Source organism: Pseudarthrobacter sp. TRD_SC_9, from assembly GCF_055361265.1.
Genome location: NZ_CM143956.1, coordinates 491,596 through 515,108, shown reverse-complemented (window position 1 = coordinate 515,108; position 23,513 = coordinate 491,596). Strand labels below are relative to the sequence as shown.

Annotated in this window: 23 protein-coding genes; 17 read left to right on the top strand and 6 right to left on the bottom strand. The window is 63.0% G+C overall.

Translation table 11 applies throughout. From position 1 onward, the window contains the following. Positions 1-6: 6 nt before the first annotated feature. Positions 7-1,161 (top strand): epoxide hydrolase family protein, encoded by a 1,155-nt coding sequence (locus tag ACWA13_RS02385; protein WP_463936572.1) that lies wholly within the window; start codon positions 7-9, stop codon positions 1,159-1,161. A gap of 56 nt (positions 1,162-1,217) precedes the next feature. Here ACWA13_RS02385 and ACWA13_RS02380 read toward each other — a convergent pair whose 3' ends face one another. Next, positions 1,218-2,009, bottom strand: a complete 792-nt coding sequence (locus tag ACWA13_RS02380) for a ZIP family metal transporter (protein ID WP_463936571.1) — start codon at positions 2,007-2,009, stop codon at positions 1,218-1,220. Positions 2,010-2,206: 197 nt separating this feature from the next. On the opposite strand from ACWA13_RS02380, the gene ACWA13_RS02375 reads away from it, so the two are divergent. The 7 genes from ACWA13_RS02375 to ACWA13_RS02345 all read left to right on the top strand — a co-directional run bounded on the left by ACWA13_RS02375 (position 2,207) and on the right by ACWA13_RS02345 (position 9,289). After that, the gene (locus ACWA13_RS02375; RefSeq protein ID WP_463936569.1) at positions 2,207-3,028 is read left to right on the top strand and encodes a DeoR/GlpR family DNA-binding transcription regulator; all 822 of its coding nucleotides are present in this window, start codon (positions 2,207-2,209) and stop codon (positions 3,026-3,028) included. Further along, positions 3,025-4,032, top strand: a complete 1,008-nt coding sequence (locus tag ACWA13_RS02370) for a 1-phosphofructokinase family hexose kinase (protein ID WP_463936567.1) — start codon at positions 3,025-3,027, stop codon at positions 4,030-4,032. The genes ACWA13_RS02375 and ACWA13_RS02370 overlap by 4 nt, the downstream gene beginning before the upstream one ends. Positions 4,033-4,034: 2 nt before the next feature. Further along, the gene (locus tag ACWA13_RS02365) at positions 4,035-6,086 is read left to right on the top strand and encodes a PTS fructose transporter subunit IIABC (protein ID WP_463936565.1); all 2,052 of its coding nucleotides are present in this window, start codon (positions 4,035-4,037) and stop codon (positions 6,084-6,086) included. 49 nt (positions 6,087-6,135) lie between these two features. Then, positions 6,136-6,414 carry an HPr family phosphocarrier protein gene (locus ACWA13_RS02360; protein ID WP_463936563.1) on the top strand — a complete coding sequence of 93 codons (279 nt, stop codon included), beginning with the start codon at positions 6,136-6,138 and terminating at the stop codon, positions 6,412-6,414. Positions 6,415-6,572: 158 nt separating this feature from the next. Continuing rightward, positions 6,573-7,754 (top strand): metallophosphoesterase family protein, encoded by a 1,182-nt coding sequence (locus ACWA13_RS02355; RefSeq protein ID WP_463936561.1) that lies wholly within the window; start codon positions 6,573-6,575, stop codon positions 7,752-7,754. 117 nt (positions 7,755-7,871) lie between these two features. Next, positions 7,872-8,525, top strand: coding sequence for a maleylpyruvate isomerase family mycothiol-dependent enzyme (locus ACWA13_RS02350; protein ID WP_463936560.1), 654 nt, complete (start codon positions 7,872-7,874; stop codon positions 8,523-8,525). 44 nt (positions 8,526-8,569) lie between these two features. Then, entirely contained in the window at positions 8,570-9,289 is a 720-nt protein-coding gene (locus ACWA13_RS02345) for a hypothetical protein (RefSeq protein ID WP_463936558.1), read from the top strand. Positions 9,290-9,416: 127 nt separating this feature from the next. On the opposite strand, the gene ku is transcribed toward ACWA13_RS02345, so the two are convergent. Beyond that, positions 9,417-10,502, bottom strand: coding sequence for a non-homologous end joining protein Ku (ku, locus tag ACWA13_RS02340; RefSeq protein WP_463936557.1), 1,086 nt, complete (start codon positions 10,500-10,502; stop codon positions 9,417-9,419). Positions 10,503-10,542: 40 nt separating this feature from the next. Here ku and ACWA13_RS02335 point away from each other — a divergent pair, with 40 nt between their 5' ends. After that, positions 10,543-13,113: an ATP-dependent DNA ligase gene (locus tag ACWA13_RS02335; RefSeq protein ID WP_463936556.1), complete on the top strand. Its 2,571-nt coding sequence runs from the start codon at positions 10,543-10,545 to the stop codon at positions 13,111-13,113. 126 nt (positions 13,114-13,239) lie between these two features. On the opposite strand, the gene ACWA13_RS02330 is transcribed toward ACWA13_RS02335, so the two are convergent. Together ACWA13_RS02330 and ACWA13_RS02325 are read right to left on the bottom strand one after the other, a co-directional pair. After that, positions 13,240-13,563 (bottom strand): hypothetical protein, encoded by a 324-nt coding sequence (locus tag ACWA13_RS02330; protein WP_463936554.1) that lies wholly within the window; start codon positions 13,561-13,563, stop codon positions 13,240-13,242. 59 nt (positions 13,564-13,622) lie between these two features. Continuing rightward, positions 13,623-13,883, bottom strand: coding sequence for a hypothetical protein (locus ACWA13_RS02325; protein ID WP_463936553.1), 261 nt, complete (start codon positions 13,881-13,883; stop codon positions 13,623-13,625). Between the two features lie 626 nt (positions 13,884-14,509). Here ACWA13_RS02325 and ACWA13_RS02320 point away from each other — a divergent pair. From ACWA13_RS02320 to ACWA13_RS02300, 5 genes are all read left to right on the top strand, one after another. After that, positions 14,510-16,093 carry an MFS transporter gene (locus ACWA13_RS02320; protein ID WP_463936552.1) on the top strand — a complete coding sequence of 528 codons (1,584 nt, stop codon included), beginning with the start codon at positions 14,510-14,512 and terminating at the stop codon, positions 16,091-16,093. A 148-nt stretch (positions 16,094-16,241) separates the two neighbouring features. Then, positions 16,242-16,754, top strand: a complete 513-nt coding sequence (locus ACWA13_RS02315) for a MarR family winged helix-turn-helix transcriptional regulator (protein WP_463936550.1) — start codon at positions 16,242-16,244, stop codon at positions 16,752-16,754. Positions 16,755-16,901: 147 nt separating this feature from the next. Next, positions 16,902-17,675, top strand: a complete 774-nt coding sequence (locus tag ACWA13_RS02310; RefSeq protein WP_463936548.1) for a mechanosensitive ion channel family protein — start codon at positions 16,902-16,904, stop codon at positions 17,673-17,675. Between the two features lie 46 nt (positions 17,676-17,721). Then, positions 17,722-18,507: a DUF2382 domain-containing protein gene (locus ACWA13_RS02305; RefSeq protein ID WP_463936546.1), complete on the top strand. Its 786-nt coding sequence runs from the start codon at positions 17,722-17,724 to the stop codon at positions 18,505-18,507. A gap of 176 nt (positions 18,508-18,683) precedes the next feature. Beyond that, complete coding sequence (locus ACWA13_RS02300; protein WP_463936545.1) at positions 18,684-19,301, top strand: hypothetical protein; 618 nt, start codon at positions 18,684-18,686, stop codon at positions 19,299-19,301. Positions 19,302-19,389: 88 nt separating this feature from the next. Here the strand turns inward: ACWA13_RS02300 and ACWA13_RS02295 are convergent, their stop codons facing one another. Continuing rightward, complete coding sequence (locus tag ACWA13_RS02295; protein WP_463936543.1) at positions 19,390-19,905, bottom strand: MarR family winged helix-turn-helix transcriptional regulator; 516 nt, start codon at positions 19,903-19,905, stop codon at positions 19,390-19,392. A 113-nt stretch (positions 19,906-20,018) separates the two neighbouring features. On the opposite strand from ACWA13_RS02295, the gene ACWA13_RS02290 reads away from it, so the two are divergent. The 3 genes from ACWA13_RS02290 (at position 20,019) to ACWA13_RS02280 (ending at position 22,678) form a co-directional block, all read left to right on the top strand. Continuing rightward, positions 20,019-20,810, top strand: coding sequence for an SDR family NAD(P)-dependent oxidoreductase (locus ACWA13_RS02290; protein ID WP_463936542.1), 792 nt, complete (start codon positions 20,019-20,021; stop codon positions 20,808-20,810). A gap of 299 nt (positions 20,811-21,109) precedes the next feature. Beyond that, positions 21,110-21,886, top strand: coding sequence for a GAF and ANTAR domain-containing protein (locus ACWA13_RS02285; RefSeq protein WP_463936541.1), 777 nt, complete (start codon positions 21,110-21,112; stop codon positions 21,884-21,886). A gap of 177 nt (positions 21,887-22,063) precedes the next feature. Further along, positions 22,064-22,678 (top strand): NADPH-dependent FMN reductase, encoded by a 615-nt coding sequence (locus ACWA13_RS02280; RefSeq protein WP_463936539.1) that lies wholly within the window; start codon positions 22,064-22,066, stop codon positions 22,676-22,678. A 63-nt stretch (positions 22,679-22,741) separates the two neighbouring features. On the opposite strand, the gene ACWA13_RS02275 is transcribed toward ACWA13_RS02280, so the two are convergent. Next, positions 22,742-23,503 (bottom strand): SDR family NAD(P)-dependent oxidoreductase, encoded by a 762-nt coding sequence (locus ACWA13_RS02275; protein ID WP_463936537.1) that lies wholly within the window; start codon positions 23,501-23,503, stop codon positions 22,742-22,744. Between the last annotated feature and the right edge of the window lie 10 nt (positions 23,504-23,513).

Genomic DNA, 23,513 nt, shown 5'->3' with positions numbered 1-23,513 from the left:
GTTCGTATGGACAACAACAGAGACATAAAGCCCTTCGCCATAGACATTCCGCAGGCTGACCTGGATGACCTGCGGGACAGGATCACCAGAACCCGATGGACCACGGATCTGCCGGATGTGGGCTGGAGCCGCGGCGTGCCGGCAAGCTATCTCAAAGGGCTCGCCGAGTATTGGCGCGATGGGTACGACTGGCGGGTCTTCGAGCAGGCACTGAACAAGTACCCGCAGTTCACTACGGAGATCGACGGGCAAAACATCCATTTCCTGCACGTCCGCTCGCCCGAACCGGACGCGCTGCCGCTGATCCTGATCCACGGTTGGCCCGGTTCAATCGTCGAGTTTCTGAACGTGATTGGCCCGCTGACCGACCCCAGGTCACACGGCGGAAATCCGGAAGACGCATTCCATCTGGTGATCCCGTCAATCCCCGGCAGCGGCTTCTCCGGTCCCACCGGAGAAACCGGCTGGGACACCAACCGAGTGACCAGGGCGTTCGCCGGGCTGATGGAACGGCTCGGCTACGACCGCTACGGCGCGCAGGGCGGAGACACCGGAGCTGTCATATCCCCGGGGCTCGGCCGGCTCAACCCAGGCAAGGTGGTTGGGGTTCATGCAAATGGTCTGGCGGCCTTTACCGGCGTCAGCCCAGGCGAAAAGGCGGAATTGACCGAGGCGGAGCGGGCGCGGCTGAGGCACTTGCAGTACCTGGAAAGAGAGCAGTCCGGCTACGCGATGATCCAGATCAGCCGCCCACAAACACTGGCCCACGGGCTGCACGACTCCCCGGTGGGGCAACTGGCCTGGATCGTGGAGAAGTTCAAGGAGTGGACCGATCCGGCCGCCAATCTGCCCGAGGATGCGGTGGACCGGGATCTGTTACTCACCAACGTGATGCTGTATTGGCTGACCGGAACCGCAGGCTCCTCGGCCAACAGCTACTACGAAACCGCGCATGCCGGCGCCTGGGGCGCGAGTGAGCGTTCGTCCGTACCGACCGGCGTCGCAGTATTCCCCTTGGATGTGTCCATTCGGCGGACTGTGGAACTTGAGCACACAGTGGTCCACTGGTCCGAATTTGACCGCGGGGGCCACTTCGCCGCCATGGAGGCACCGGACCTGCTCGTGGCTGACATCCGGAAATTTTTCAACGGGCTGCGCTGAAACCAAGGCAACAAGCCCGCGCGCCCACACTGCCGACGGCAGTCGCCGACGCGCTTTCACATAAGGGATAGGACGAAGGAGAGGACGAAGCCGGCCGCCGTGCTCATTGCTACAGCCGGTCCGCCGTGTTCGTAGGCTTCGGGCATAAGGGTGTCAGCCAGGGATGCGATCACAGCGCCGGCGGCGAATGCCAAAGGCAAGGAGATGGTTTCCGTGTCTACCTCTGAAAGGGGGCCTGCACCGATCACGACGGCGATAACGAGCAATACTGCACAGGCACCCCACAAGCCGAAGACGGCGCCGGCGCTTCTGCCCTGTGCGCGCATTGATGATGCTCCAACCAGTGCCTCAGGAAAGTTGGAAACGAAGATCGCAGCCAGGAGGGCCAGTCCACCGGTGCCTCCGCCCAGCGCTACTCCCAGCGCCACGTTTTCCGGCACACCGTCAAGGGTGACAGCAGCGAGGAGGGCCAGACCTGCCGCGCCGCGCGTCGATGCCTTGGAGGACGGGCGCTCCGTCGCGGCAGCATCGGTATCGAGCTTTGCGCTGCCTTCGTATTCATCGGCCGGTGTCGCTTCTGAACCTGGCTGGGCCCAACGGTCCAGCAGCGCGCTGAGGACGGTAAAGACAAGGGCGCCTGCCAGCAGACCTATGGCTGCCCGCCAAATGCCGCCTCGTTCATAGGCGTCCTCGAAGAGTTCAAAAGCCAGGGCGGTGATGAGGGACCCGGCAGCAAACGACAGGAGGATCGCCAATAAGCGTTTGGGCAGATTGAACCGGACGCCGACCAACGCTCCAATAACCAGGGCACTGGAAGCCACTACGCCGAACAGCAGCGACATCATCATGAAGCCAGTATAGGAATCCAACCCACCAAATGAGGAGAAGCTTCGAAGGTCCACCCGAGTCCGTTTCCATGGCTTCCCATCGCAACCGTTGACAATCCAACAGAAACAAAGATAAAGTCAACTAATTCCACATTGGAGTGATAGCTGTCACTTCAGTCGGAACAAGCACCTAAAGCACACTCGCGATGGAGGGTACCGTGTTCGCCGAGGAACGCCAGCAGAAGATCGCAGGTCTCGTTGCTGATACCGGCCGGGTCGGCGTGACGGATCTCGCGGAGAGCTTCAGCATCACCACGGAAACTGTCCGCAGGGACCTCGCTGCCTTGGAAGCTGCCGGAACCGTCCGCCGGGTCCATGGTGGCGCCGTCGCCGCAGACCGCTTCACCACCACCGAGGAAAGCGTCACCGAACGCACGGTCCAGCGTCCCGAGCAGAAACTGCGGATTGCGAAGGCGGCCCTGAAGCTGGTTCCGCACAGTTCGGCCGGCAGCGTCCTCCTCGACGCCGGGACCACCACGGAAGTCCTTGCGGACCTGCTTGCCCGGCAGCACGGCCCGACCAACGGCAACGCAGAAACAACACAATCCAACACAGTCGGCCCGGACCTCGTAGTCATCACCCATGCACTGCCCATTGCTGCGAAGCTCTCCAGCACGCCCGGCATCGCCCTGCACCTGTTGGGCGGGCGGGTCCGCGGACTGACGCAGGCCGCTGTGGGGCAATCCACGACCGAGGCGGCGGCCCGGCTCCGCCCGGACGTTGTTTTCCTGGGGACCAACGGCATCCACGCGTCGTTTGGTCTCAGCACGCCCGATCCTGAAGAAGCCGCCGTCAAGGCAGCCTTCGTTCATTCGGCACGCCGCATTGTGGTGCTGGCCGATTCCTCCAAGCTGGACGCCGAGACGCTGGTCCAGTTCGCCTCCCTAAAAGATCTGGACACCGTGATTACTGACAGTGAACCCAGCCCCGAACTGGCCGCGGCCCTTGCCGACGCCGGCGTTGACGTGGTGATCGCATGATCGTTACGCTTACGGCCAACCCCAGCTTGGACCGCACCGTAGCCCTCCCGGGTGCACTCGAACGCGGAGAGGTCCAGCGCGCAGTTTCGGTCCGGCAGGAATCCGGCGGCAAGGGAGTCAACGTCTCCCGCGCGCTGGTAGCCTCCGGCCTGGATACCGTCGCCGTCCTCCCCGGGGCAGACCCGGATCCAGTCCTGGCCGGCCTCCGCGAAGCCAAGGTCCCGTACAGTGCCCTGCCTATCAGCGAACCGCTGCGCACCAACGTGGCGCTCACCGAACCGGACGGCACCACCACCAAGATCAACGAGCCCGGCCCCATCCTGGACGACGCCCAGCGGGAAGAACTGATTGTCCTGCTCCTGGAGCGCTCCCGCGGCGCCCGTTGGGTAGTCCTGGCCGGTTCCCTGCCACCGGGTTTCCCTTCAAATTTCTACGCCACCGTGACCCGGCGGCTAAGAATGTCCGACGGCGGCGCTCCCCTGATTGCCGTCGACTCCTCCGGCGCTCCACTTGCCGGAGCCGTGGCCGGCAACAGCCCGCAGGGCACTACAGGTGAGGACACCTCCGGGAAGCCGGATCTGCTCAAACCCAATGCCGAAGAACTCGCCGAATTGGCGGCTGCGGCCGGATCCAGCCAGTCCTACACAGGTGAGCAGCTCGAGGCGAACCCTGAGATGGCAGCCGCTGCGGCAGCCGCCGTCGTACGTTCCGGTGTGCGAGCCGTGCTGGCCACGCTCGGTTCCAAAGGCGCCGTCCTGGTAACAGCCGACGGCGCGTGGCTTGCCACGCACCCGCCGGTCACCGCCGTCAGTACCGTCGGCGCGGGCGATTCCGCGTTGGCCGGTTACCTGCTGGCCCACGGTCAGGGCGCCGCCCCGGCTGATTGCCTCCGTCAGGCAGTGGCACACGGTGCCGCCGCCGCCTCGCTGCCGGGTTCCACTGTCCCGGCAGTCCATCAGACCACCCCTGAAGCCGTCACCGTCACGGCCCTTCGAAAGGATTGACAGTGTCCCAGCTCATCACCACAGAACTGGTCGACCTCGACCAGAACCTGGGCTCCTCGCCCGAGGCCGTGATCCGGCACCTGGCCAGCAAAGTTGCTGCCACCGGACGCGCCACCGAGGTAGAAGGCCTCTTTACGGACGCCTTCGCCCGGGAACAGAAAACCGCAACGGGAGTACCCGGCGGCATCGCTATCCCGCACTGCCGATCGACTGCCGTCACCGTCCCCACCCTGGCGATGGCCCGGCTCTCCAGCCCCGTGGATTTCGGCGCAAAGGACGGCCCCGCGGACCTGATCTTCTTCATCGCCGCTCCAGACGGTGCAGACCAGGAACACCTCAAACTGCTGTCCAAGCTGGCACGCTCATTGATCAAAAAGGACTTCACGGGGGCGCTGCGCAACGCATCTTCACCGGAAGAAATCGTGGAACTGGTGACCGCAGCGATTGGTGACGGGCGCGCGCCCAGCGCCGCCGCTGATGGGGGCCCGGGAGCGGCTTCGGGCGTCCGCGAAGCGGGCGGGGCCCCCATCAGCGGTGGCACCCCCTCAACCACCGGACCCAAGCGACTCGTCGCCGTGACTGCCTGCCCCACCGGCATCGCGCACACCTATATGGCTGCTGATTCCCTCGTTGCGGCCGCAAAGGAAGCCGGCGTGGACCTGCAGGTGGAGACGCAGGGTTCCTCCGGAGCCAAGCCGCTGGATCCGGCCGTCATCGCTGCCGCCGACGCCGTCATCTTCGCAGTTGATGTGGACGTCCGCGGCAAGGAGCGCTTCGCCGGCAAGCCTGTGATCAGCGCCCCGGTCAAGCGCGGCATTGATGAGCCCGCCAAGATGGTCCAGGAGGCGCTGTCCGCCGCGGACAACCCCAATGCCCGGAGGGTCGCCGGCGGTGGCGGCGCGGAAGCTGCCAACGAAGGAGATTCCAGGGACGGTGAGCACTTCGGCCAGAAGCTGAAGAAGGCGCTGCTGACCGGCGTCAGCTACATGATTCCTTTTGTAGCCGGTGGCGGTCTGCTGATCGCACTCGGCTTCCTCCTGGGCGGCTATGACATCACCGACATCGCGGACACCATCGTGCTGGAGAACAACTTCGGCAACCTCCCCGAGGGCGGCCTGAGCATCTACCTCGGTGCCGTCTTGTTCAAGATCGGTGCCTTGTCCATTGGCTTCCTCGTTCCGGCACTGGCAGGCTACATCGCCTACGCTCTGGCGGACCGTCCCGGAATTGCCCCCGGCTTCACCGCCGGCGCAGTTGCCGGTTTCATGGGCGCCGGCTTCCTCGGCGGCCTGGTGGGTGGCCTGCTGGCAGGTTTCGTGGCGCACTGGATCGGCACCTGGCAGGTACCGCGCTGGTTGCGCGGCCTGATGCCCGTGGTGATCATCCCGCTGCTGGCCTCCATCGTTGCCTCCGGCCTGATGTTCCTGGTGCTGGGTGGCCCCATCGCCGGACTGACTGTTGCACTGAATTCCTGGCTGTCCGGCATGACCGGTGCATCCGCCGTCGTACTGGGCATCATCCTTGGCCTCATGATGTGCTTTGACCTCGGCGGCCCGGTCAACAAGGTTGCGTACTCGTTCGCTGTGGCCGGCCTGGGTGCCGGCAGCCTGATCGACAATCCCGCGCCTCTGCAGATCATGGCCACCGTCATGGCGGCCGGCATGGTTCCGCCGCTGGCCATGGCCCTGGCTACCACGCTGGACCAGAAGCGCTTCAGCCTGGCTGAGCGGGAGAACGGCAAGGCCGCCTGGCTGCTGGGGGCCTCGTTCATCTCCGAAGGCGCCATCCCGTTCGCCGCTGCGGACCCGCTGCGCGTCATCCCGGCAAGCATGCTGGGCGGGGCTGTGACCGGTGCCATCGCCATGGCTGCTGGCGTCACTTCCCAGGCCCCGCACGGAGGCATCTTCGTCTTCTTCGCGATCGGCAACCTGCTGATGTTCGTGCTGTCCATCCTGGTGGGCACGGTCATCAGCGCGCTGGCCGTCCTGGCCCTGAAACGCTGGGCCGTCCGCGAGCCCGCTGCTACGGTGGAAGCTGTCCCGGCCACCGTCTGATCCGGCCTTCCAAAGGCCACCCGATTTACACCATAAAGGAGCACACCCCATGTCCGAACGCACCGCAACCGTTGCCAGCCGCGTTGGCCTGCACGCCCGTCCGGCCGCCATCTTCGCCGAAGCTGCCGGCGAATACGATCTGGACATCACGATCGCCCGCGAAGGCGAGCCGGCCGACGAAGCCATGGACGCTGCCAGCATCCTCTCCCTGATGAGCCTGGGTGCCTCGCACGGTGACGTTGTGGTGCTTCGGGCCGAAGGCGACGGCTCAGACGCAGCCCTCGACCGTTTGGTCCAGATCCTCGAAACGGACCACGACGCCGAGTAACTTGCCGCGTCAGCGGCAACAGTGGCCAGTACCTGCGGCAGGTACTGGCCACTGGCGGTTAACCGCACGTTGTCAGGCCCGCCACTTACGCCGTCTACGGTCCAGTATGACCACGGCCTGATCAGGGCCTGAGCAGCAGTGACGGAGCGTAGAGACAAATGGAAAAAATGCAAGGGGCCGGTTTCAGCAGGCGAACGGCACTCGCGGCCGCCGGAACGTTGGGCGCGCTGGGCATCGGCTTAACGGCGGCGTCCCCCGGCATGGCCAAAACGGGACCGAAAGCGCAGAAGCCGGCCTTGACGTTCCGGCCCGACGGCGGGTTCAAAGTTGTCCAGTTCAACGACACCCAGGATGACGAACGGACGGACCGTCGGACCATTGAGCTGATGAACGGCGTCCTGGACGCAGAAAAGCCTGACTTCGCAGTGATCAACGGCGACGTGATCAACGGTGGCTGTGACACCGAACTGGAAGTCAAGCAAGCACTGAACCACGTGGTCCAGCCAATGGAAAGCCGCAGGATTCCGTGGGCTGTGACGTTCGGCAACCACGACGAAGATTCGGCCCAGCGAACCGGCATGACGGAGGACCGCACGCTGGAGTTCCTGCAGAGCTACGAATTCAACGTCAACGCTGACTCAATCCCGGGATTGACGGGAACCTCGAACACCCAGCTGCTCCTGCAGTCCTCGCGCTCCAAAGACCCGGTCTTCGGCCTCTGGTTGATGGACACCGGCCGGTATGCGCCGGATTCCATCAATGGCCAGGACTTCGCGGGTTACCCGGACTGGGACTGGGTACGGATGGACCAGGTGACCTGGTACCGCAACCTGTCCATCGCCACGGAACAGAAGTACGGCAAGAAGATCCCGTCGCTGATGTGGGGCCACATTGCCCTCCACGAGCACCGCAACATGTGGTTCGCCAGCATTGATTCCCGCACTGACGCAGACCATGCCCGGGCTGTTGCGAAGCACAACATTGTTGGCGAGCGGAACGAGGACGAGTGCCCGGGCCCGTTCAACTCGGGATTGTTCAATGCGTTCCTGGAGCGTGGCGACGTCCTTGGCTACTTTGTAGGCCACGACCACGTGAACACCTACGTGGGCAACTACTACGGCGTGCAGCTCGGTTACGCACCCGGAACCGGGTTCGGCGCTTACGGGCTTTCAGGCGCGGAGCGGAACCGCCTCCGGGGTGCCCGGGTCTTCGAACTGAACGAGGACCACCCGGGCATCTACAAGGACACCCGGGTGGTCTTTGCCAAGGATCTGGGCATCGACCTCACCGCCAACGACCAGCCGATCGAGCCACTGCCGCTTAGCGCGCCGCAGCAGTAGCAGTGTCAGCCGGGTACCGCCATCGACTGTACGACGGCGGCACCCGGCTCAGGCACCCATCCGCCCCGTACGGGCCACATACTTCGCGGAAACCGTGAACGGTGGAAGGATCGAAGCATGGCGAAAGCGCAGAATAACCACCTGTGGGCGTTGGTCCACGAAGAGCGGGCGGCGCTGGCGGAGGACTTGTCCAACATCAGCGCAGAGCAGTGGCGCCATCACACACTGTGTGGGCAATGGAACGTCGAGCAGGTCCTTGCCCATCTCACGGCGGCGGCCAGCCTGAATCAGTGGCAGTGGATCGGCAGTATCTTCAGGGCCCGGTTGCGTCCCGACGTGCACAACCAGCGAGCGCTGGCCGCGCACCTTGGGAAGACTCCTGGCGACACGCTCGAACGCTTCCGGAAGATCATCGCCAGCACCACGGCACCTTCCGGGCACACTCCGGCTTATCTGGGCGAGGTGGTGGTTCACGCCCAGGACATCCGGCAGCCCCTCGGGATCACCCGGACGCCCAGTGTTGAAGCGCTCACCCCCGTGGCCGCGTTTTTCGTAGCGAACAACTTCACCGTTAGCAGCCGCTCGTACGTCGCCGGGCTGCAACTAAAGGCCGACGATGGGCCATTCGCTGCCGGCAGAGGTTTATTAGTCACGGGTCCAACCCTCGCCCTGGTGATGAGCATGGCCGGCCGCACCGCGTACCTTGGCCAGCTGGCAGGCCCGGGCCTGCCCACCTTGCGGCAGCGTCTCGAAGGATCCAAGGCCCGATAGGCGCCGCAGGTAGAATCGCCTGAACGACCGTTCTTTGGGGGAATATGACACTGGCCAGCGGCGCTATGCCGAAAATTCGTGATGGCGATCAGCGGCCCTTGCTCTTGCGTATCCTTCGGGTGATCAGCGTGATCTATATGGTCACAACCGTCATAGGCACGGCTATCCTGGCAGTTCAGGCGGTTGTTCCCGGCGCGGCAGTCCTGGTGTCCCTCCCCGTTCAGCCCTTCTGGCCACAGCCACCGCATGGCGTGGTGGTTACTCACGGCCCCGCCGCTGAAGTAGTCCGCGGCCTGACCCTCGCAGAGGTGGAGGTGAAGAACCTGGACTGGGCCGCGCGACTATGCCTCGCCGCCGGCCACGTAGTCCTTGGCACGGTGAATGTCCTCGCCGGATTGGCCGCTTACCGAATTTCCGGATTGTTCCGTTACCCCGGTCAACCGGTTTTCCAGCCCCCCATCACCCGCATCGTCGAGCTGTTCGCCAGAAGTCTTATGGTGGGAGGCTTGGCCTGGCAGCTGCTGTTCACCGTGTCAGGGTCAATGGCGGCCCAACAGACCCTGACCTTTAGCGGGTGGAGCGAGCAAACGGACATTCTGGCCCCCGATGCAACAGCGAATGGACCGCTCGGAATCGCCCCAGCATTGGGCATCAATGTCGATTTCTGGCCAGTCTTTGTGGGTCTGGAGCTCTTAGCTGTGACAGCTGTGCTCCGGCACGGTGAAAAGCTGGAAGCTACGGCCAATAAAGGCGTGGGTGCCTAACCGACACGAGCGGCCGTGACCCGCAAGAGCGGTGTTGGCCAGCACGGCTCGTGCGGGCGAGGGCCGTTCATACCAAGTTGGGGATGGCTCAGGGCGAAGTCCTGAACGTCCGACGGCGGCACCCGGCTTAGGCGCCCTTCCGGGCCCGGGCGCCTGTGGACTTCGCCGCGCTGGACTTTGCCGCTGTGGACTTCGAAGTGCTGGACTTGGCGGCGGACTTCCGCGCCGGAGCCTTGGTGCCGGCGTCGTCCTTGTCTTCGCTGTCCTTGGCAGTAGCGCCCTTCGAAGAGGATGCCTTCGCGCCACTGGACCGGGTGCTCCGGCTCTTGGCAGGGGCCTTCTTCGCGGCACCCGAGTCCGTCTCGTCGTCGGACTCTTCCTCGTCTTTGGAGCCAGACTTGGATCCGGAACCGGTTGCTTCCCCGCCCTTGCCACGCTTCTTGTCCAGGCTCCGTTTGAGTGCCTCCATGAGGTCGATGACCTCCCCCTTGCTTTCACCCTCCGCAGCGCCGAAGGTCTCCTCGGTGTCCAGGGCGTCGCCCTTCTCCAGCTTGGCCTCAATGAGCTGGCGAAGCTGGACCTGGTAATCGTCGGTGAACTGCTCGGGCTCAAAGTCGGCGGCCATGGATTCCACCAGGGCGGCGGACATATCCCGTTCCTGCGCGGAGATCTTCACGGAGGTGTCCAACGCCGGGAAGTTCACCTCGCGCACCTCGTCATGCCACAGCAGCGCCTGCAGCACCAGAACGTCATCCCGGATTCGCAACGCGCCCAGGCGGGTTTTCTCGCGCAGGGCGTACTGCACGATCGCCACCCTGTCAGTATCCTCCAGCGCGCTCCGCAGCAGCACATAGGCTTTGGGCGACTTGGAATCCGGCTCCAGGTAGTAACTTTTTTCGAAAGTCATGGGATCCAGTTGCTCGGAGGGCACAAACTGCACCACCTCGATCTCATGCGAGTTCTCCGCAGGGATGGACTTCAACTCTTCCTTGCTCAGGATCACCGTGCGGCCGTCTTCCTCGAAGGCCTTCTCGATGTCCGAGTAATCCACCACCTCGCTGCAAACCTCGCAGCGCCGCTGGTACCTGATCCTGCCGCCGTCGGCATTGTGAACCTGGTGCAGACTAATGTCATGATCCTCAGTGGCGCTGTAGACCTTGACGGGCACATTGACCAGCCCAAACGCGATGGCACCTTTCCAAATGGCTCTCATCCCTCAAGTGAACCCCAGCTTGGCCGGAAGGAGAAGCCCCATGCCTGGACCTAGGGAACGTGTCAGGGTGGCGGGCCGCGAATTGACCCTCACCAACCTGGACAAGGTGCTCTACCCGGAGACGGGCACCACCAAGGCCGATGTGCTGGCCTATTACGCCTCGGTGGCACACGTTCTCATCCCGGCCTCTGCCAGTCGTCCGGCCACCCGGAAGCGCTGGGTCAACGGCGTGGGGACCGCCGAGGAACCCGGCCAGATGTTCTTCCAGAAAAACCTGGACGAGTCCACGCCCGGGTGGGTTCCCCGCGCCGCGATAACCCACAAGGACCGCACCATCCACTACCCGCTGGTCAACGATCCCGCGACCCTGGCCTGGTTCGGCCAGATCGGCTCGCTGGAAATCCACGTGCCGCAGTGGCAGGTGGATTCGCACGGCAACGCGCTACCGCCTGACCGGCTGGTGCTGGACCTTGATCCCGGTCCGGGCGCGGGACTTCCGGAATGCGTTGAGGTGGCGCTGCTGGCGCGGACCATCCTGCAGGACGTGGGCTTGGAACCGGCCCCGGTGACCAGCGGCAGCAAAGGCATCCACCTCTATGCCAAGCTGGACGGCAGTCAGAGCTCGGACCAGATTTCCGCCTTCGCACACGAGTTGGCACGAGCACTGGAAGCGGACCACCCGGACCTGGCAGTCAGCGACATGAAGAAGTCGCTGCGCCAGGGCAAGGTGCTGGTGGACTGGAGCCAGAACAGCGCCGCGAAAACCACCATCGTCCCCTACTCACTACGGGGGCGCCTCACGCCGACCGTGGCCGCTCCCCGCACCTGGGAGGAGCTGGAATCGGGCTCACTGAAGCATCTGGACTACCGGGAAGTGCTCCAGCGTGTGGAGGCCGGCGAGGATCCGTTCGCGCCGATCTCCGGCGGGTATGGCGGCAATGCCACGGCCACCGATTCAGACAGCGACGGCGGCGACAACCCGCGCCTCGCAAAGTACCGTTCCATGCGTGATCCTGTTAAAACTCCGGAGCCCTTCACCGGCACCCCTGACGAACGGATTGGCGAGAACCGGACGTTCGTCATCCAGGAACACCATGCAAGCCGACTGCACTACGACTTGCGGCTGGAACACGACGGCGTGCTGGTCTCCTGGGCGATTCCCAAAGGAGTGCCCGATACCGCAGACAAGAACCACCTGGCCGTGCAGACCGAGGACCACCCGCTCGATTACGCCACGTTTGAAGGCACCATTCCCAAGGGCGAGTACGGCGCCGGCGAGATGACCATCTGGGACCACGGCACGTACGAGACGCACAAATGGATCAACGGCAAGGAAGTGATAGTTACCCTCACCGGGACCGACGGCGGCGGGCTCGGCGGGACGCGGAAGTTCGCCTTGATCAGGACCGGACGCAGCGACGGCAAGGACCAGTGGCTGATCCACCTGATGGAGAAGGAATCACACCGGTATCCCAGGCGGCGGCCCGAGGACGATCCCGAGGACCTGGTTGCTGTTGGTGGGACGCCGGAAGGTGAGACGGCAACCGGTAAAACTCCAGGACCGGAAGCGGCGAAACCGGGCGCTGAGCACAGCACCTCCGACGAACGGGGCGCCGCTGACCAGACCCTAGAGCCGCCGTCGTCCATGGATTTCCGGCCGATGATGGCAACCTCCGGGTCACCGGCTGAGCTGAGCGGCAGCGACTGGCAGTTTGAGCTGAAGTGGGACGGCGTCCGCGCCATCATCATCGGCGGCGGCGGGAGTGTGCGCATCTTCAGCCGGAACGGCATCGACGTTTCCGCCACGTACCCGGAGTTCACCGACCCCGCCCTGTGGCCGGACCGCATGTTCGCCGCTGATGGCGAGATCATCGCCGTGGGGCCTTCCGGGAAACCTGATTTCGGGCTGCTGCAGGGCCGGATGAAACTGACCCGGCCGGGCGACGTCCGCAAGGCACAACGCACCATCCCGGTGCGGCTGGTCCTTTTTGACTTGCTGTTCGACGGCGGCACCGACCTCCGAGCCATGCCGTTACGCCGGCGCCGGACACGCCTGGAAACGTTCTATGGCCAGGCTGATGCCCCCCTGTCGGAGGCTTCGATCGAGCTGTCCCCTGTGCTGGACGAGGACATTGAGGACCTGTTGGACAGTGCCGGCGAGCTGGGCCTGGAGGGAATCATGGCCAAGCGCGCGGACACCCGTTACGTCAGCGGTCAGCGCACCCGGACGTGGATCAAGCTCAAACTGGAGCAGACCCAGGAAGTGGTGGTAGGTGGCTGGCGGACCGGCAAGGGCGGACGCTCAAGCACTGTGGGCTCGCTGTTGCTGGGGATCCCGGAGGGCGGCGGCCTGCGGTACGTGGGCCGGGTGGGCAGCGGATTCAGCGGCCGCGAACTGGCCGAGATCAAGGAAAAAATGGACGGGCTGGCCCGGAAAACCTCGCCCTTCCACGACGTCCCGGCCGTTGACGCGTCCGACGCACACTGGGCCAAACCCGAATTGGTGGGCGAGGTGACGTTTGGCGAATGGACCGAATCGGGGCGGCTGCGCCATCCCGTGTGGCGCGGATGGCGGGTGGATAAAACGCCCGACGACGTGGTGCCCGGCTGAGTGCCCTGGGTGGCTGGTTGGACCGCCGGGCCCGCCGGAACGGTGCCAGGACGCCGTAACGTTACGGCGTTCCGGCACCATTCGGGCGAGTGGACGGAACTGTGCTGAGCCGTCCGACTGGCGCAGCTAGCTCGAGTGCTTCACCTGCGGCCGACTGGTCCGGTGCACGGCGGTAACGGCTGCTTCGTGGCCGGGCCTGCTGTGCGCAACGAACTGATCGTGGCTGTGCTCCTGGCGGTGCCGCTTGGCGTCACCGTTCGAAACCGCTGCCCGTGGCTGGTTCAGGCCCCCAGCTGCAGCCGGCGGAGCCGCTGCCAGCTGCGCCCTCATGGATTCGGCAAGATGCCGTGCGAGCTCCGGATCGAGTTTCCCCCCGGAGTCGTCAGGCATTCCTGCAGAACTGGGCGTCCTAGCGGACCTGGACGCCCTTGCGGTTTTGTTCCTGGCCATGGTTCTTCCTTCCTCTTTGAATGAAGCTGTTCCTGTTTCAAGCACTCTGGGCAGGGTTCCTACCAGCGCGTTTTCTTCTCCACAGGCCCCTTCTTGCCGCTGGCCTGGGTGGGCTGGTGGCTCTTGCCCACGCTCTGCACGTGCCCGCCGCCGCCTCTGGACTTGCTGGCAAGCACGGCCCGCTGCGCCTCGCTCAAGCGGGATTTGATGCCGGAGGCTGGAGGCGTGGTGGACTCAGACTCTGTTGGTTCGCTGGAAGCTGCCGAGTTCGAAGCAGGGTTCGATGCGGCCTGGTTGCTGTTGGATTCAGGGGTGGTCATGGTGACCCTTTCGGTAGCGGCCTGTTTCAGACGGGCGATGCGCGACCGGCGATGCATCGGTCCCATCGGGACTGCGACAGCCGAACAGACAGGACCACGGGAAAAATGAGCACCAACCAGCCTGAACAGGCATGGACTTACGGACGTTGGAAGACGACGGGACCAGCAGGAGGACTGTGGTCAGACCGTGGCACTTCTACTCAAAAATTAGTGTTCCCATGGACCAACCATAAGCATCGGCAGGCGCTTTGGGAACCCCGCACTGCATGCACCCGCGCCCGGGCATTTCCCGTGTGCAAACTCGGGACAAATACTTGATAGCTGCGAGCCAGGGCTGCTGGTGAAATCCGGGCCGAATTGCTCCCTATCTACCCAAGAATGCCCCCGGAACGGGGGTTCTATGCAGAGAGATACAACACATGGCCTGCTAGGGCCGCGGATCCCTTTATTGACGCGGATCCGCAGGGGTACCGCAGGCCGCGTGGACTGTCCGATTTCCGCTAGAACCAGGCACTTTCAGGCGATTCGAATTCTGACTTCGACGTCATTCCGCGTAAAATTGATAGCCTGCCCGGAGCCGGGCAGCTACACGTCGCAAGCAAATGACCTCCCTAGGAGTGGCCCAAATGCCCACAGACCTAAGCACGACCGACTCTTCCACAGGCACCAGGAACGCCAGCAGGACCAGTAAACCGAGCCTCCTCCGGCGTCGGCGCCTCAAGGAGTCCGACGTTAACGTGGTGGACCAGCCGATGTTGAAGAAGGCCCTTGGCGGCACGATCGTCGGCAACACCATGGAGTGGTACGACGTCGGCGTGTTCGGCTACCTCATCACCACCATGGGACCGGTATTCCTTCCTGAAGCCGACGCCTCGGTTCAGACCCTCTTCCTCCTGGGCACCTTCGCCGCAACGTTTATTGCCCGTCCTCTTGGCGGCGTGGTGTTTGGCTGGCTGGGAGACAAGATCGGCCGCCAGAAGGTCCTCGCTGCAACCCTGATGCTGATGGCCGCGAGTACCTTCGCCGTCGGGCTTCTTCCGGGCTACGCACAGATCGGTATGTGGGCCGCTGCCCTGCTGGTACTGCTGAAGATCGTTCAGGGCTTCTCCACCGGCGGTGAATACGCCGGTGCCACCACCTTCGTGAGCGAATACGCCCCGGACAAACGCCGCGGCTTCTTCGCGAGCTTCCTGGACATGGGCAGCTACCTTGGCTTCGCCCTCGGCGCCGCCCTTGTTTCCGGGCTGCAACTGACCCTGGGCCAGGCCGCCATGGAAGAGTGGGGTTGGAGGATCCCGTTCCTCCTCGCCGGCCCGCTGGGGCTGATTGCGGTCTACTTCCGCAACAAGATCGAAGAATCCCCGCAGTTCCAAGCTACCTTGGACGCCCAGGTAGACCAGGCCAAGGACGCAACCGCCCTGGACACCACCGCTTCCAAGGGCCCGGTAGGCATCGTCAAGGCATACTGGCGTTCGCTCATCGTGGCCATGATCCTGGTGGCAGCCGCGAACACAGCAGGCTACGCCCTCACGTCTTACATGCCGACCTACCTGACGGAGTCCAAGGGGTATGACCCGGTCCACGGCACCCTGCTGACGATCCCCGTGCTCGTCGTCATGAGCCTGTGCATTCCGCTGACCGGTAAGCTATCGGACCGGATCGGCCGCCGGCCGGTGCTGTGGATTGGCGCCATGAGCACCGTGGTCCTGGCCGCCCCAGCGTTCCTGCTGATCGGAATCGGTGAGGTCTGGTCCACCCTGCTGGGCCTCAGCCTGATCGCTTTCCCGGTGACGTTCTACGTAGCCAACCTGGCCTCTGCCCTGCCGGCACAGTTTCCGACGGCCAGCCGCTACGGAGCCATGGGCATTGCGTATAACTTCGCGGTAGCCATCTTCGGCGGAACTACCCCGTTCATCGTCGCGGCCCTCATCACGGCCACCGGCGATGACATGATGCCGGCCTATTACCTGATGGCCACCTCCGCAGTCGGGGCTGTTGCGATCTACTTCCTTAAGGAATCGGCCCAGCGCCCCCTGCCGGGTTCCATGCCCAGTGTGGATACACCGGCCGAGGCCCGCGAACTCGTGGCCACCCAGGATGAAAACCCCCTGATCGACCTGGCGGAAATGCCCTTTGAGCAGCAGGACGCCATGGAGCGGGAAATAACAGAGCGCGCTGCTGATGACGAGCGTGACCTGGCCCGCACGTAATTCGCCGTACCTGGTGCGCCGGTGGGCGACGTGCTCTGCACCGACAACCGGTCCGCGGGCAGCTGAGGCCTTGCCGCCGTTCCCATGGACGTGGGTCAGGTCGGAGTCCCACGGGTTCACCAACTCCGCGGAGATCTAAGATGATCCCATGAGTCCCACAGCTAACGAAGGCTCCGGCTACTGGTATGGGGCGGACGGACATCTGGATTCCAGCGCTGCGGTGCTGAAGTCCCTGCGTGACTACCGGGCGGCCGAGAGGGCCGTTCGCCGCTCCACCAGGAATTCCATGGGTATGGGGGAAACTGACATTCTGGCGCTGCGCTATCTCCTGCGCGCCCAGGCCTCCGGAAAAATGGCAGCACCCAAGGACCTAAGCCAGTTCCTGAAAATCACCAGCGCCTCTACCACGTCACTGATCGACCGACTGGTTGCCAGCGGCCACGTGCGACGGGAAGAACACCCGACCGATCGCCGATCGGTCGTCGTCATCCCTACCGTTGACACGGACAAAGAGGTCCGAGAGACGCTGGGAGCGATGCACCGCCAAATGATGGACGTGGCGGAAACCCTAACCGCCCACCAGGCCCGCGTCGTGGTTGAGTTCCTGCAGCAGATGACTGAGGCCCTGAACACCAGCCGAAGTGCAATTGAAAAGAAGTAACCTCCGAAAGAATAATCGCTAGACAACCAAGTAATAAGCATGCTTTCCTTATTTGTAACGGTCACATCTCGGATGCGGACCGGGGCGTGGGGAACCCTTTCCAAGGCACAAGGCAGCTAGGGCTGCACAGGATCACGTGGAGGATACATGCTCGAAACGCTGCAGGCAGGGCTGGTGCAGGTGGTGGAATTCGTTCCCAAGCTGCTGTTGTTCCTGGTCATTTTGGTTGTCGGACTTCTGATCGCCAAGGCGATATCCAAAGCGCTGAACAAGCTTTTGGAGAAAGTCGGTTTTGACCGGTTGGTTGAACGCGGCGGGATCAAAAAAGCGTTGGCGCGGTCGTCCATGGACGCCAGCGACATCATCAGCAAGATTGTCTATTACGCGCTGGTGCTTTTCGTGCTTCAATTTGCCTTTGGCGTTTTGGGGCCCAACCCGGTCAGTGACCTTCTGGCCGGAATTATCGCCTTCCTGCCCAAGATCGTGGTCGCGATCATCATCGTCATCATCAGCGCCGCCATCGCAGCAGCCGTGAAGACGCTCATCCAAGGCTCTCTGGGTGGTCTTTCCTACGGTAAAACCCTGGCTAATATCGCCAGCATCTTTATCCTCGGGATCGGCATCATCGCGGCCCTGAATCAGGTGGACATTGCAACCACGGTCACCACGCCGATCCTTATCGCTGTTCTGGCCGCTGTCGTTGGTGTCATCGTCGTCGGCGTCGGTGGTGGCCTCATAGCCCCGATGTCCCGTCGCTGGGAAACGTACCTGAACAAAGCCGAAGCCGAGGCCCCGCGGATCAAGGCCGAAGCAGCATCTTCACCTTCGGCAAAGGATCAATTGAGCGCCAAGGCAAGGGAAGCCACGGACACCCAGTCCTCCGGCGGCGCCCATGCCACCATCAATAACCCCCTGGCCTGACCCAGCACCGCACAACTAATACCTGCAGTACGAAAAGGAGAACATCATGATTAACGCTGAAAACCTTTCTGCACTCAGCAACTCAGGCGGCGACGTCATTGGGTCCGACGGAAGCAAGATCGGCTCCATCGGCCAGATCTACGCCGACGACGCGACCTCGGAGCCGACGTGGGTCACCGTTAAAACCGGCCTCTTCGGATCCTCCGAATCCTTCGTCCCGCTCGATGCGGCTACCCAGGACGGCAACGACATAGTCGTTCCCTACACCAAGGACAAGGTTAAGGACGCACCGAACGTCGCACCGGACGGTCATCTGGAACCTGAGGAAGAAGACCGCCTTTACACCCACTACGGACTCACCGGCGGCACCTCCTACGCCGACACCGACCGGGGCGTAGCCGAGGACTACTCAGGCACGAGGGGCACTGTGGGGCATGACACCTCCGGGCCTACCACCGATGATGCGATGACGCGCTCGGAGGAGCAGCTCAACGTAGGAACCCGCAAGGAACAGGTCGGACGCGCCCGGCTGCGCAAGTACGTGGTCACCGAGAACGTCACCCAGACCGTCCCTGTCCAGCGGGAAGAAGTCCGGATTGAACGCGAGCCCATCACTGACGCCAACGTGGGCCGTGCCATGGACGGACCTGCCATCAGCGAGGAGGAACACGAAGTCATCCTCCACGAGGAACGGCCCGTCGTTGAGAAGGAAGCCGTCCCCGTCGAACGAGTCCGCCTGGACAAAGACACGGTGACCGAAAACGTCACCGTCAACGATGAAGTCCGCAAGGAAGAGATCGAAATCGACGACGACGGCCGCAACCGCCGCTAAGCAGCACCGACCAAAGATTGTGCAGGTTGTGCTTCCCCTCGGGACTGGGTATGACTACCCGCCCGAGGGGAGCGCCCGGCAGAGGAACGCAGCGTCCCTGCACATCTCTCATCGAATGTGAGAGGACCGGTGGACTGGCCCGTCACCGGCAGAACCGTAAGGGATAAGGTCAAAGCATGGCAGCGAAATACCCTAGGGGCTCCAGTACCCCTAAGGACCGCAGAAATGACCTGGTGGCCGGAGAAAGGGAACGCTTCGGTGGCATCAAGTGGGGCTCCGCGTTCTTCGGCTGGCTCACGGCCATTGGGATGACTGTCCTGCTCAGCGCTCTTGCCACGGCGATCGGCGCGGGCGCCGCCAACACCAATGCCGCCGAGGACGCTGTAGAACAGGCAACACAGAACGCCGAAACCCTCGGGATTCTGGGCGGCATCGTATTGGTCGTTATCCTCCTGCTGGCGTACTACTGCGGCGGATACGTCGCCGGCCGCATGGCACGCTTTGACGGAGTCAAGCAGGGCCTCGCGGTATGGCTGTGGGGCATCATCGTCGCAATCGTCGTAGCAATACTCGCCGCAGTCGCCGGCAACCAGTTCAATATCCTCGACAAACTCGGCGGAGCGCCCCACATTCCTGTCGATGGAAGCGCCTTCACCACCGGTGGCCTGATCGGGCTCGCCATCGCCATTCTCGTCCCCCTCATCGGAGCCCTCCTCGGCGGCAAGGCAGGAATGCACTTCCACCGAAAAGTCGACCAGGCGGGCATCGATCACCAGACGGGCATCACCGACTAGGACAGACCCAGGAGGGGCTGTCCCACTCCCTTAGAACCCGAATGTTGTCCCAATGACTCCCGCGACAATCGATCGTCGCAGAGGCAAGCTAGTCCGATGCGGCGGGAGAGCGAGCACCCTGCGGTGGTCGCCATCCCTCTTGCGACCCTATGGCCCGCTGGATACGCAAGGTGATGTCACGCAACTGGCGTTTCTGAGCCACTGTCAGGGGGTCCAGAACCAACTTCCTGACTGTGCTGACATGACCGGGAGTTGCCTCATTGAGCACCTCGAGGCCGGCGTCGGTCAGGGTTGCCAGGGTCGATCTCCCATCCTCGGGGTCCTGGGAGCGCTGAACCCAGTGTCGGTTCTGGAGCCGCGACACTGCACGGGAAAGCCTTGACAGGGAGCTATTGGCAAAACCAGCCAGATCACTCATGCGAAGTGTGCGATCAGGCGCGCCAGCCAACGCGAAAAGGATGCCGTACTCGAAGTGGGTGAGGTCAAAATCCTGCACCAACTGCGCATCGAGCGCGGGCGGCAACCACTCCAAAATCGTAGCCAGTCCCGCCCATGTTTCAAGATCTTCCCCGGTAAGACCTCCTGGGGGGCGGGTAGCAGTCATAGAACCAGTGTAGGAGATTCCAGCAGACCACACCGATTCTTTACTTGACCAGGCAACCATCGCTGCGTAACATTTTGGTTTCCCAGGCAAGTAAAAGGTGAGGTACAAAAAGCATGGATATGCAGTTAGCTGCCAAACGGGCCTTCGTCAGTGGTTCCACCCAAGGCATTGGTTTCTCGATTGCGAAAGCGCTTCTTCAGGAGGGAGTGTCTGTCGTCGTCAACGGGCGCGTTGAGAGTCGGGTCGAGAACGCGGTTCTGAAACTGAAGTCAGAGGTACCCGGCGCGAATGTCTCAGGCATTACAGCTGACTTCCACGAACCGGCGGCGGTGAAACGTCTGCTGAGTTCCCTCAATGGCATCGACATTCTCGTGAACAATGTCGGACTCTTTGACGTGAAACCTTTCGTAGAGATCTCGGATGATGACTGGGGGCGTTACTTTGATGTCAACGTCATGAGTGGGGTGCGGCTGTCACGGGCAGTACTTCCCAAGATGATCGACGCCAACTGGGGTCGGATCATCTTCATCGGCAGCGAATCAGGAGTAAACATCCCTGCGGATATGACGCACTATGGTGTCACGAAGGCTGGGCTGCTTGCCTTGAGTAACGGGCTCGCCAAATTGACCCGCGGCACTGGCGTTACCGTCAACACCATCCTTGGCAGACCTACCTATTCAGACGGGGTCGCCCAAGCAATCGAGCGGATTGCCGAGACGCAACAGCTTTCGACAAGTGAGCTCAAGGCGGTCATCATCAATGGAAATCAGACCTCGCTCCTGGAGCGGTTCATAGAGCCTGCAGAAATTGCCAACCTGGCAGTCTTCCTCGCCAGCCCCCTGTCATCTGCAACCAACGGGGCTGCCGTGCGTGCCGACGGAGGCGTTCTCACCTCGACGCTCTGACGAGCATAAGCGACAACCACCGGCCACTCCCCCTGGCTGGTGAGGCCAGTGATCAGAGGCGTGAGGTTGGTGGTGTCCCGCTCGCCGGGGAGCCAGCCGCGTTGGACTTCGACTGAACATCCAGACATACCAAGAGCCACAGTGGTGAGCACGCCAACAGTAAAGTGGCAGGAGCTTCAATGATTGGCTGGTCGGGTTTAGGATTAGCCTACTCATCGAGCAGATCAGGGAAATCACTGGTAACGCCGGGCCTTCCAGGCTCGACCGCGACGTTGGGAATCGCTGAAAGTCGGAACAGTATGTCTGATAACCACACACGCACTGATATCCCTGCTGATATCCGTGCTGATGCAAATATCAATGTCTCCGTACCGGGGATGCTGCAGGACATGGTCCTCGAGAGTTTTGACGTCGAAGGATTCCTGACGAACCTGGCGAAACTGGCCTCAGGAAAGTTTTCTTCCCCTGACGCTGAGGTCCTCGCCGCGGTGACACTCCTGCGGCCGCGAACAAAAGTCACCGTGGCCAGTAGCAATGAACACGCGCAGAAGCTGGATGAGGTTCAGTACGCGTTCGACGACGGCCCTTGCCTGCGGGCCGCTCGGGAAGAGAGAACCTACACGGTCTCGGACTTCCGCACCGAAACCAGGTTCGGCCGGTACCCGGAGGCTATTGCTGACCACGGCATTCTTTCAGCAATCGGCGTCCCCATCCTGCTCGACGACGACGCAAATGCAGGACTAAACCTGTATTCACCCGAACCGGGCCACTTCACCGCCGAGCACATTGCAGAAGCAGAACTGCTCGCACGCCAGGCGTCGAAGGCTCTGCGCATGGCCGTACGGATCGCCAAGGCCACTGAAACCAGCGAACACCTCAAGGCCGCCATGAACTCCCGCACAGTCATCGACGTGGCTGCCGGCATCATCATGGCTCAGAACAGGTGCAGCCACGACACAGCCATGACTATCCTCAAAGCCGCTTCCAGCGGGCGGAACATCAAACTCAACGCGGTAGCCGCGGCTGTTGTGCAATCCCTGGGTCAGGAAATTCCCAGCACCCATTTCGACGGATAACCGGAACCTGATCAGCTGGCGCAGCAATATCAGCCGGCGCCGGCGTTTCTCATTCCCCCTGTCGGCGGGAATCTATCTGTGTTGAACTGTTCTAGCGGGCTGCGTCCCAGTCCCGCCCCAATGTCCACGGCCACACCGGCCTGACTACCGCAGGTCGGCATCGGGAAGGATTGAGCTATGGCAGCAACGTATAAGATCGGCTATTTCGTGGGGAGCCTGGCTACGGGCTCTATTAACCGCATCCTCTCAAAAGCGTTAATAAAACTTGCCCCGGAGGGCCTCGAGTTCACCGAAATTCCCATAGGGAATCTCCCGCTCTACAGCTACGACTACGATGCTGACTTCCCTCCGGAAGGCCGCGCACTCAAGGAAGCCATCGAATCGTCCGACGGCATCCTCTTTGTATCTCCCGAGTACAACCGCTCGATTCCTGGCGCGCTCAAGAATGCCATCGACTGGGGCTCCCGCCCCTGGGGCTCGAATTCCTTCGCCCGTAAACCCACTGGAATCATCGGCGCCTCCCCCGGCAGCATCGGCACCGCTGTGATGCAGTCCTCCTTCCGCAGCGTCCTGAGCTTCCTGGACGCTCCTCAGCTGAACGCGCCCGAGGCATACGTCCACTACGACGCTGCCGTGTTCGGTGAGGACGGCGAAGTTAAGGATGAGTCCACCGCGAAGTTCCTCCGCCACTACATGGACGAATACGGTGCCTTCGTGGCCCGCGTCCTGGCTGCCAACGCGCCGGGGCACATCGGTGATATGGAACCGGACGCCAGCAAGCTGTCGCGCTAGGAGGAAATGAGCGGCGATTGTCTTCCGCTCCGGCATCAGCCTGGCCGTGGTGGTCCTGGTGCGTCAGCGCAAGGCAAGGGCTACCACGCGGTCCGGCAGCAGCCGGGCACAGGTCACCAACGCCTTGTAACGCCTGGACGGGATGGACACGGCCCTGCCATGCGCGTTGTCCGCCAAGCCTTCGCGGACCACCCGTTCGGCATTTAGCCACAACCACCCCGGTGCCACTGACTTGTCCATGCCCATCCGCTGGTGGAACTCGGTGTGTGTCAGTCCCGGGCAGACGGCCGTTACCTTCACCCCGCGGCGACGGTAACTCACCGCGGCCGAGCGGCTGAAGCTCACGAGCCAGGGTTTGGCGGCGGAATAGGTGCCGCCCGGGGTGAAGGCGGCCACGCTGGCGACGTTGATAATCCGCCCTGAGCCGCGCACCACCATCCCCTGCAACCCCGCATGGCTGAGCACCAGCGCCGCCTCGCAGTGCAGCCTGAGGAGATCCCGTTCAGCATCCGCGGCGTTTTCTTCAAACCGGCCCAGCAGGCCCATTCCCGCATTGTTCACCAGCATCTCCACCGGCCGCGCGGGATCGGTGAGGCGTCCGACGACGGCGCCCAGGCCGGCGTCGTCCGTCAGGTCCGCGGGAAGCACCTCAGCCGTGGTGCCGTATTCGGATTCCAGTCCCCGGGCCACAGATTCGAGCCGGTCCCGGTTCCTGGCCACCAGCACCAGCTGCCAGCCGGCCGCCGCGAGCTGACCAGCGAATTCCGCACCGAGGCCGGCGCTGGCGCCCGTGATCAGAGCGGTGTGAGGTGTGAATGGCGTCATGCGGCCAGCC

Coding starts and splice junctions, on each gene's coding strand:
- ACWA13_RS02385 (WP_463936572.1), top strand. CDS start 7: ATGGACAACAACAGAGACATAAAGCCCTTCGCCATAGACATTCCGCAG.
- ACWA13_RS02380 (WP_463936571.1), bottom strand. CDS start 2,009: ATGATGATGTCGCTGCTGTTCGGCGTAGTGGCTTCCAGTGCCCTGGTT.
- ACWA13_RS02370 (WP_463936567.1), top strand. CDS start 3,025: ATGATCGTTACGCTTACGGCCAACCCCAGCTTGGACCGCACCGTAGCC.
- ACWA13_RS02360 (WP_463936563.1), top strand. CDS start 6,136: ATGTCCGAACGCACCGCAACCGTTGCCAGCCGCGTTGGCCTGCACGCC.
- ACWA13_RS02355 (WP_463936561.1), top strand. CDS start 6,573: ATGGAAAAAATGCAAGGGGCCGGTTTCAGCAGGCGAACGGCACTCGCG.
- ACWA13_RS02350 (WP_463936560.1), top strand. CDS start 7,872: ATGGCGAAAGCGCAGAATAACCACCTGTGGGCGTTGGTCCACGAAGAG.
- ACWA13_RS02345 (WP_463936558.1), top strand. CDS start 8,570: ATGACACTGGCCAGCGGCGCTATGCCGAAAATTCGTGATGGCGATCAG.
- ku (WP_463936557.1), bottom strand. CDS start 10,502: ATGAGAGCCATTTGGAAAGGTGCCATCGCGTTTGGGCTGGTCAATGTG.
- ACWA13_RS02335 (WP_463936556.1), top strand. CDS start 10,543: ATGCCTGGACCTAGGGAACGTGTCAGGGTGGCGGGCCGCGAATTGACC.
- ACWA13_RS02330 (WP_463936554.1), bottom strand. CDS start 13,563: ATGGCCAGGAACAAAACCGCAAGGGCGTCCAGGTCCGCTAGGACGCCC.
- ACWA13_RS02325 (WP_463936553.1), bottom strand. CDS start 13,883: ATGACCACCCCTGAATCCAACAGCAACCAGGCCGCATCGAACCCTGCT.
- ACWA13_RS02320 (WP_463936552.1), top strand. CDS start 14,510: ATGCCCACAGACCTAAGCACGACCGACTCTTCCACAGGCACCAGGAAC.
- ACWA13_RS02315 (WP_463936550.1), top strand. CDS start 16,242: ATGAGTCCCACAGCTAACGAAGGCTCCGGCTACTGGTATGGGGCGGAC.
- ACWA13_RS02310 (WP_463936548.1), top strand. CDS start 16,902: ATGCTCGAAACGCTGCAGGCAGGGCTGGTGCAGGTGGTGGAATTCGTT.
- ACWA13_RS02305 (WP_463936546.1), top strand. CDS start 17,722: ATGATTAACGCTGAAAACCTTTCTGCACTCAGCAACTCAGGCGGCGAC.
- ACWA13_RS02300 (WP_463936545.1), top strand. CDS start 18,684: ATGGCAGCGAAATACCCTAGGGGCTCCAGTACCCCTAAGGACCGCAGA.
- ACWA13_RS02295 (WP_463936543.1), bottom strand. CDS start 19,905: ATGACTGCTACCCGCCCCCCAGGAGGTCTTACCGGGGAAGATCTTGAA.
- ACWA13_RS02290 (WP_463936542.1), top strand. CDS start 20,019: ATGGATATGCAGTTAGCTGCCAAACGGGCCTTCGTCAGTGGTTCCACC.
- ACWA13_RS02285 (WP_463936541.1), top strand. CDS start 21,110: ATGTCTGATAACCACACACGCACTGATATCCCTGCTGATATCCGTGCT.
- ACWA13_RS02280 (WP_463936539.1), top strand. CDS start 22,064: ATGGCAGCAACGTATAAGATCGGCTATTTCGTGGGGAGCCTGGCTACG.
- ACWA13_RS02275 (WP_463936537.1), bottom strand. CDS start 23,503: ATGACGCCATTCACACCTCACACCGCTCTGATCACGGGCGCCAGCGCC.